Raw genomic sequence first — 9,219 nt, forward strand, 5'->3', positions numbered from 1 at the left:
CGCTGCAACAAAGTGCGATTCGTTATTACTCTTGATCACAACCAAGGTTGAGAACCGACGAAAAAATCAGGATTTTTCGTTTGGTTTAGTTTCCCAGGCTCAAAGCGATCGCCTAAATCTATGTCAAGCCTCAATTCTTTATTGACAGACTACTAATTTAACTGTAAAAGGCTCCTGGTTTGTTCGCCTACTACACCATCGGGGGACAACCCTTTTGACTGTTGAAAAGCCTTTACAGCTTGTTCTGTCGCTTGGTCAAATACCTGATTGGCTTGTTGTAATTGAATATTAGCTTTTCTAAGAGCTAATTGCATTTCGCCTACATCTTTTCCTTGTTGTAATGGGCTTGTCAGCTTTAAAACTCTCGGATACCCCACGTTTGAGAATCCTTCAGCAGGAGAATTATAAATACAATCTAAGGTTTTGTCCCCTAAATCCCCATCTTCAGCAATCTGTTTATTTGGATTTGCCTTGTTCCACAGCTTTTGGAAAGCTTTGATTGAATTGGGGCGGATATCTCTGATTTCATCAGATGTGCAATCAAAGTGCATTGGATCTTTGTCGCCATAAGTCCATTTCCATCCATGACTGGTCATTAGAGATTTCACATCTGCCCACTCTTCTATGTCTAAAGACGCACCCTTTTGATGGTCTGATTTTCCTGGATATCCTACCAGATTATTAATTAATCCCCTCTGCTTTTGGCTATAAAGCATTGCTTGGGCAATGACAGAACGATATGCACTATTAATAGTCAAAGGTTGTGCGTAAACTCTCAATGCTGCTTTTAAGGCATTCCGTGCTGGAAGCTGGCAGTAAGGGAAAAGTCCTTCACCTCTGTTAATATTTAAGTCGGAAATACTGACTAATGAATTAGGAACTAATTGATTTAATTGCCAAAACAACTGCAAATCTAATCCACGAACTGCGATTGTACTACCTGCTGTTATTTCTTTAACTAATACCATAATTCTATTTTCGCTCCCTGTTGAGCTTTTTTAGCTTCAAGTAATATCTGAAGTTTTCTACATCTGGCATCATGTCTTTTCCAGAAATCCAGCTAAAATTGCAAAAAGACGGGGCATAGGGGTATAGCTCATCAGACTTACCGGGATGCCAAAAGACAGCAGCAGGAGGCTATACATCCAAGCCTATGTAAGACAAAATTAATTACATAAATTTTGACTTGAAATCCTTATCCAGTCAAGAACTCATGTGTAAATTTTTCTGTACAATTACTTACTACACCCGACATCCTTCGATACCATCAGTCGGCATTCGCTCATGCGCTTTGTGAAAAGTAGTAATCAGTAACTTAGCGATCGCGGGCATCGGCGGGTATTTTGAATGGTTCAAGCAATTGCAATGTAGCGATCATTTAGTTTCTGTGTGCGAATCCAGATCCGACTAAGATGATTTTGCATTACTTCTTGCAGTGTTGTGGGCTGTTGTTTCATATCATGTCCGGGTAATTCGTTATGATTCGATAGTCATTGCACCCCACACGCCAGATGCTCCACTTGGGGAGACCCCTTGGCGCTAGCCTCTCCCCTTGGGAGAAGACCGCACTGGCTCCCCTTAATCCCCTCCCCGATGCCTTGGGGAGGGGAGAGAAAGCGCAGCTTTGGCTCTTTGGGGTGATTCGGGTTTAATAAGTAATCAACCGGATATGATATCATTGCAACCATAGTTAATCAGTCAGACTACAGACACGATCGCCAACCCCTCCCTACTCTTCGGGAGGGGTTGGGGGTGGGGTTCTTATTTTTGATTTATGCAAGAGGTCTAGTGAACAAATGGCAAGCAGATGGATGAGAATTTAGCACTTTCAGCCTACCTGTTTTGCCCCCTTATCCAGAACTCACGTTATATGAAAGTTTTTCCCTGATCTTTGAATCAATTCAGCGACTAAACCCGTCCAACCTGTTTGATGGCTAGCACCAATACCTGCACCAATATCGCCATGAAAATATTCATAGAACAGAATTAAATCACGCCAATGCGGGTCAGTTTGAAACTTTTCTGAGCTGCCATAAACAGGCCGCTTACCAGATGTTGGGTTTTTCAGGAAAATTTTGATCAGCCTTTGGCTTAATTCATTTGCCACTTCTTTCAGATTCATCTCTTTCTTTTCACCAGAAGAAGTAGAGCACATAACTTTGATTTGATCTCCCCAAAAATCATGAAACTTCAACAAAGATTCAATGAGAAGATAATTCACAGGAAACCAAATAGGCCCGCGCCAATTAGAATTTCCACCAAACATTCCATATTTTGATTCTGCTGGTTCGTATTCCACTCGATACTCTTGTCCATTTGCCCGTAAGACATAAGGATCATCCTTATGACATTTTGACAAAGCTCGGATACCATAATCGCTCAAAAATTCTGCTTCATTCAGCACACGCTCCAAAATCAATTTGAGTCGCTCTTTATTTACCAGCGACAAATAATAAAGTCCATTTTGATTGGGGAGGACAGAAACATTCTCGTGTTGAGTAAGTTGAGGGCGATTTTTAATAAACCAATTAACCCGCTTTTTGAAATCTGAAGATAAATATTGCTCGACAATATCTTGTTCAATTGTTTCTACAGCAAAAAGTGGAATTAACCCGACCATTGACCGCACTTTCATTAACAGTACACCTTCCCTGTTCGCACCCTCAACTACACCTGGAGGAGCTTTAAGAATATCATAGTAAAACTTATCTTCTTTATCCCATATATCTACGCCTGTACCACCGACTTTATTCATTGCATCAGCAATTAATAGGAAATGTTGGAAAAATTTAGAAGCCATATCTTCATACTCGCTTCTATACTTGCTACTAGACTTAGTACTAGACTCGCTACTAGGATCTTCTTTGGCAAGTTCTGTGGCTATTTTTAGCAAATTTAGACAGTACATTGCCATCCAGCTAGTACCATCAGACTGCTCTATTATTGCATTAGGAATTTGAATATTGCTTCTATCCAAAACCCCAATATTGTCTAATCCTAAAAATCCACCTTGAAAAAGGTTGTTGCCTTCAACATCCTTACGATTCACCCACCAAGTAAAATAAATAGATAACTTTTGAAAGATTTCTTCCAAAAACTTTCTGTCAGCAGTGCCATACATTTCCTTTTCTATGTTGTAAACACGCCATGCAGCCCAAGCATGAACGGGTGGATTTACATCACCAAATGCCCACTCATAAGCTGGTATTTGACCGTTGGGGTGCATATACCATTCGCGCGTAAATATATACAATTGCCTTTTGGCAAATTCTGGATCGATTAGTGCCAAGGTAACGGTATGAAAAGCTAAATCCCAAGCAGCAAACCAAGGATATTCCCATGCGTCTGGCATGGAAATAATATCTTCATTAAATAAATGATCCCACTGACGGTTTCTGCCCCATTTACGTTGTTCTGGTGGCTTTGGTGGAGTGGGGTCGCCATTGAGCCAATCATAAACTACATAGTGATAATATTGTTTGCTCCACAACATACCAGCAAAGCTTTGTCTTTGCACATTTCGCATATCCTCGGAAATATCAGAAGGACAAACAGCTTGATAAAATTCATCGGCTTCGCGCTGGCGAGTTTGAAGTATAGTTTCAAAATCATTACCAAAAGGAGAATTTAAATTTTGATCGCTCAACCGCAGTCTAACTACTTTGGTTTCTCCTGGATTAATTGTCAAGTTGTAATGAACTGCGGCTTTTGTCCCTTTTTGAGTAGAATTTACTGTTTTTTCATTTCCGAAAGAAACAATGTAATCATTTATGCTATCTTTGACGGGGCCGGAATTCTCACCCCATCCAAATCGTTTCTTGTTTGTTTCGTTTTCTGTAAACAGAAGTTCTTTAGCAGCTTCGCTATAAAGCCATCCTTTGCGTAAATTTTTAACTTCATCATTATCTTGATAAACAGCTTCTATGACGCTTAGGTTCGAGTCAGTTTTGATAGCTTGCAGGTATTTAAATTCTTTTGTTTGATTTTCATACCCCCAAGACCAAGTATTGCGAAGCCAAATAGTTGGTAAAAGATGCAGTTTGGCGGTTTCTGCTCCTCGGTTAGTAACACTAATTTTGATGTGAATATCTTCTGGAGTATTTTTAGCGTACTCTACAAAAACATCAAAGTAACGATTATCATCAAAAATCCCTGTATCTATTAGTTCATATTCTAAAGCTGCGGGATTGGTTGCTTTTCGATGTCTGTTTTCCTCAATTAACTGGCTGTAAGGGAAAGCTTTTTGCGGATATTTGTAAAGATATTTCATGTAGGAATGCGTGGGAGTGTTGTCAAGATAAAAATAATATTCTTTGACATCTTCCCCGTGATTGCCCTCACTGTTGGTTAAACCAAATAGCCTTTCTTTCAGAATCGGGTCTTTTTCATTCCAAAGAGCGATCGCAAAACAAATTCGTTGTTAATTATCGCTAATCCCAGCAATTCCATCTTCGCCCCAACGATAGGTGCGGGAACGAGCTTGATCGTGAGAAAAGTAATCCCAGGCAGTGCCATTAGCACTGTAATCTTCTCTTACTGTTCCCCACTGACGATCGCTCAAATAAGAACCCCACCGCTTCCAATATTTCTTTTGGCTGCGATCGCGGTCTTCTAGCAATCTTTTTCCTTCTGCTGTCTCTAGAATATCTGTCATTTTTCGTTTCCTTTTATGATGTTTGTAATGATTAATTTGCAATAATTAATAGCATTCATTAGCTATTAACTTTCAAACGAACCTAAATATTATTCGTGGCGTTGCTGAATCGAGGAATGATAACAACTTGATAAAATTTCTTCCCCTGCTCCCCCTGCCCCCCCTGCTTATTTCTCTGTAGCTAGCCAAGCACGGAGTACTTCTCCAACTGACCAAGCTTGAGCAATACAACCTTTAGGTTCCATTGGTGGATCACCATTAGATATTTCACTGATAGTTCCAACTCCAGCAGTATAGAGGTGATGTTGCATCGGTTCTAGAAATTGCCGAGCAACGGATGGGTTGTTGAACACACGTAAGTGAGCTAAGACAAATGAACCAATTAACCATTCCCAAACTGTTCCTTGGTGATAGGCGGCGTCACGATGACGTTGATCTCCACCGTAATGACCGATATACTGCGGATCATCAGGTGCAAGACTGCGTAATCCGTGAGAAGTTAGAAGCGATCGCTCGCACGCTTCTACTACTTGCCGTTGTTGTTCAGGAGTGAGCGGACTTTCTGGCAAGGATACGGCGAAGATTTGATTTGGTCGCAAAGAGGCATCGTTACCATTTGGGCCGTCTAAAACATCAAAACAATATCCCTTGGCATCATTCCAGAAACGACTAAAACCTTTTTGCGTAGCATCAGCCATTGCATCATAGTCTTTCTCAGGTTTTCCTAACTTTTGGGCGAACTGGGACATTGTTCGCAAAGCGTTATACCAAAGGGCATTCACTTCTATAGGCTTGCCAATGCGAGGAGTAACCACCCAATCACCGACTTTAGCATCCATCCAGGTCAGCTGCACTCCTTTTTGCCCTGCATAAAGCAACCCATCGTTGGGATCGAGGTGGATATTGTAGCGTGTTCCTTGACGGTGAAATTCGATAATCTCTGCGAGTTTGGGAAATAAATCTGCTAATAGCTTGTCATCACCAGTCGTAACAAGGTAAAGGCGGATGGCTTCAAAATACCACAGTGTTGCATCAACTGTATTGTAGTACTCTTCTGTGGGTGGCTTATTATCGTCAGGAAAACGATTGGGCAACATTCCTTTATTGATATATTGGCCAAAGGTGCGAAGAATGGACTCTGCAATTTCGGGACGATTAGTGGCAAGCGTCAAACCGGGTAGACTAATCATGGTATCGCGTCCCCAATCAGTAAACCAGTGGTAACCGGCGATAATGGTTTTCCCACCTTGTCGGTCAACAATAAACTGATCGGCAGCGAGTACAAGTTGCTGCACCCAATCAGGAGGTGGAGGCGCTTGTGGCGATCGTTTAGCTTGCCAGTCTGCTATCAGCTTTTGCTCGTACTGATGACGTAAGTCTAAGGCTACTGCACCGTTTAAATTAGGATTTTGCTGCGTACTAGCGACAAAAGTAAATGAGCTTCCAGGCTCCAGTGTGGCTACAAAAGTTGCTGGGTGAAGATGATCGTCTATATCGTTTAGTCCGCGTTCCTTTTCGGCTGCGAGTTCAAATCCATAGTACCACTCGTTCTTAAGTGAGGCATTACCGCTATCTGTCAACAAGTACAAAGGTTGCGCTTGCGGAAACACTCTCACACCGACTCCATGCTCAATTGTTTTTACACTCATTCGCCAATCCTTGGCAGGCCATTCTTGAGCATGGGTTCTGCTGTGATAATCGCGGTGATTAACAAATGCTTTGATTGATAACTTAAGCGATCGCTTTGCTCGTCGCAAGTAGTAATGAATATATGTAGTATCAGATCCAGGCTGCATCCAGATGCGTTTCTCTAATAACGCACCTCCACAAGCAAAGCTCCATACGGGTACTGTTCCTTCTAAATAAAAACTTTCGATATGGCGATAACCTTGAGGAGCAACTGTGCCATTTGACCAACGATTGGCAAACAGGGGATAAGAGTTGCCTTCATACTCTGCTGTTTCATCTAGCTTTGCTAGTAGTAAAGTTCGCTGCAACGGTGGTTGCAGTGCAGCCACAAGTAAACCGTGATAACCCCGTGTTGATAAACCTGCTACTGTACCTGAAGCATAGCTGCCGCTACCATTGGTTACTAACCACTCACGCGACTCTGCTGCATCAAGATTTCCACAAATTTCACGTCCAAAGCTGATGCTCATAAATATACCTAATTATGTCACCAATATTCTAAATTCTAGTTTCCACATCAATAACTTTTATAGTACTCCTATTTGATTTTTGAAAAGACTCGGTATAACTCGAAAAGCCTGATTCCCCACTCCCCACTCCCCACTCCCCACCTTACAAAGGTAGGTATTTTGTATTTGGTCATTTTTTGACCATTTCAGCCGATGCTTAAATCCTGAAACGACCAAACTACGTTAAATACTTGATAATTTTCTCAACTATTTTTGAGATTCCAAAAAACCTACCCTTGAAAGCTGTTTTTCTACTTATGGTGCTGGGTTTGGAGACTGAGCATGAACTATATCTAACTCTTCCAAAATGTCTTTGTCGAGAACTACATTTACACTTTCTAAATTCTCTTTGAGTTGTTCGAGTGTCGTAGCACCAATAATTGTGCTAGGCACAAACCAACGACTCCGCACAAATGCCAAAGCTAGATGCACTGGACTAAGTTGATGGCGTTTGGCAATTTCCACATAAGCTGCTACTGCTTGACTTACTTTTGGTTTTAAGTAGCGTTGACCAAAATTTTCAAACAAAGTGACTCTTGTTTTCTCTGGTTTGCCATTTAGGTATTTACCAGTCAAGAAGCCAAAAGCTAAAGGACTATAAGCTAGCAACCCAATTTCTTCGTGATAAACTGCTTCTGCTAAGGCTCCGTCAAATACTCGATTCAGCAAGTTGTAAGCATTTTGAATCGAAACAACTTTGGGCAATCCTAATTGTTTAGCAGCGTTACTAAACTGGGCAACTCCCCAAGGTGTTTCGTTACTCAAACCGATATAGCGAATTTTCCCTGCCTTAATTACATCGGCAAAAACTGCTAGCTGTTCAGGGATGGGAACCGTTTCTTTCACCTGAGTCGGATCGAATACCGTTTGCCCAAATCGTGGCACGTAGCGATCGGGCCAGTGGATTTGGTACAGATCAATATAGTCTGTCTGTAATCTTTTCAGACTATCATCTACAGCTTGTTTGATATTATCACGGTCAATTGCTTTGGCTCCACCACGTACCCATTTAAAGCCTCGACCAGGGCCAGCAATTTTAGTAGCTATAATAAGTTGATCTCTTTGTTGACGCTTTAACCATTCCCCAATGTAAGTTTCAGTTAATCCATAAGTTTCGCCACTTGGTGGGACAGGGTACATCTCAGCCGCATCAATAAAGTTGACTCCTTGGGCAATAGAATAATCTAGCTGCTCGTGGGCTTCTTCAATGGTATTTTGCTGTCCATAGGTCATGGTGCCCAGACAAATTTCGGAAACTTTTAAGTCACTCTTGCCAAGTTGGTTATACTTCATATTTCTGCGTTGTTATTCACTCGATTGAACAGTGATATTTTTGTTGGAGATTTTGCATTTTGTCAAGGGCGCTATTATTTTTAAGTAAATTACCTTCAAACAACACTGGATTCGGCACTTAGCCAATATAAATTTTTCAGCAAATACAAATATTGATTGGTAAATACTACTAAAAATCGATAGACAAACCGTATCTAATGGGTACAGTTGTTTATTATTGCATAGATGAACCAGATAAGTAAGCTAGTTTGGAGTAAGAAAAATTATAAAATTGTAGTAGAAAATACTTGCTTTTATTGAGTATTTGTGAAATAGACTGTTTTAGCCTGAGTTTATACTACAGTAAGTTATTAGACTGACCGTAGTATATCAAAAAATTTTAAGATTCTTCTACAACTAAGCCTTAATAAATGTTCATATTAATATACATAGCTCTAAGTAGCTTGTATTCACGGAAATCAAAATATACCAAATCTACCTGGGAGAGTTTACAACAGCTGATAGCAATGACAAAGTTTTAGGGTTGTAAGGACTTGCATAACCAGGAATTTCTTGCTGCGATCGCTTCCAAGGATACTCATGTCTATAGCAATGTGATTGAAGGCGTAGGATGTGTCTGGAATCAAAGGAATTTCCGCTCACCCAAGAATTTATCTCACAGATGCTGGGTGTAAATAGCGCTGGTGTCACCGAAGCAGCTAGCACCCTGAGCCAAGCTGGAATAATCGCCTACCACCGTGGTCAGATTAAGATCCTGAATCGAGAGGCTTTAAAAAAAATCTCTTGCGAATGTTATCAGATTATGGAAGACGAATTCGGTTGTTTATTGGACTTATTGCCCAATAAACGACGAAAATAATTTTTTTTAAGCTTCTGTGTACGATACCGTACATACTCAAAGATGTGTGTTAATTTAAGCTTTTTGAATGCGTGAATGCGTGACTTTTGCCTTGCGGTACTAGAGCGTTAGTCGTTTACTTTCGAGGATTTCAGTTGCTTTCTGGGCAGAAAGTGGGCGGTAGAATAAATAGCCCTGTACATCTTCACAATTAATAGATTTCAAGAACTCCAGTT

4 protein-coding genes and 1 pseudogene are annotated in these 9,219 nt (G+C 40.8%); 1 reads left to right on the forward strand and 4 read right to left on the reverse strand.

Going from position 1 to position 9,219, the window contains the following annotated elements; translation table 11 throughout:
- Window positions 1–152 precede the first annotated feature (152 nt).
- From LC574_RS12990 to LC574_RS13005, 4 genes and pseudogenes are all read right to left on the reverse strand, one after another.
- Window positions 153–968, reverse strand: a complete 816-nt coding sequence (locus tag LC574_RS12990; RefSeq protein WP_229453906.1) for a peptidoglycan-binding protein — start codon at window positions 966–968, stop codon at window positions 153–155.
- 893 nt (window positions 969–1,861) lie between these two features.
- Window positions 1,862–4,654 (reverse strand): annotated as a pseudogene (locus tag LC574_RS12995) (glucosidase).
- 167 nt (window positions 4,655–4,821) lie between these two features.
- Window positions 4,822–6,813, reverse strand: coding sequence for an amylo-alpha-1,6-glucosidase (locus tag LC574_RS13000; RefSeq protein WP_229453907.1), 1,992 nt, complete (start codon window positions 6,811–6,813; stop codon window positions 4,822–4,824).
- 294 nt (window positions 6,814–7,107) lie between these two features.
- Window positions 7,108–8,145, reverse strand: a complete 1,038-nt coding sequence (locus tag LC574_RS13005) for an NADP(H)-dependent aldo-keto reductase (RefSeq protein WP_229453908.1) — start codon at window positions 8,143–8,145, stop codon at window positions 7,108–7,110.
- A gap of 610 nt (window positions 8,146–8,755) precedes the next feature.
- Here LC574_RS13005 and LC574_RS13010 point away from each other — a divergent pair.
- A complete protein-coding gene (locus tag LC574_RS13010) occupies window positions 8,756–9,004 on the forward strand; it encodes a helix-turn-helix domain-containing protein (RefSeq protein WP_229453909.1) in 249 nt (82 codons plus the stop codon).
- Window positions 9,005–9,219: the final 215 nt, after the last annotated feature.

Source organism: Nostoc sp. CHAB 5715, assembly GCF_020829685.1.
Classification (GTDB): domain Bacteria; phylum Cyanobacteriota; class Cyanobacteriia; order Cyanobacteriales; family Nostocaceae; genus Nostoc.

Excerpts from the sequence above, each read along its gene's own strand:
- LC574_RS12990 (WP_229453906.1), bottom strand. The coding sequence starts at position 968 with ATGGTATTAGTTAAAGAAATAACAGCAGGTAGTACAATCGCAGTTCGT.
- LC574_RS13000 (WP_229453907.1), bottom strand. The coding sequence starts at position 6,813 with ATGAGCATCAGCTTTGGACGTGAAATTTGTGGAAATCTTGATGCAGCA.
- LC574_RS13005 (WP_229453908.1), bottom strand. The coding sequence starts at position 8,145 with ATGAAGTATAACCAACTTGGCAAGAGTGACTTAAAAGTTTCCGAAATT.
- LC574_RS13010 (WP_229453909.1), top strand. The coding sequence starts at position 8,756 with ATGTGTCTGGAATCAAAGGAATTTCCGCTCACCCAAGAATTTATCTCA.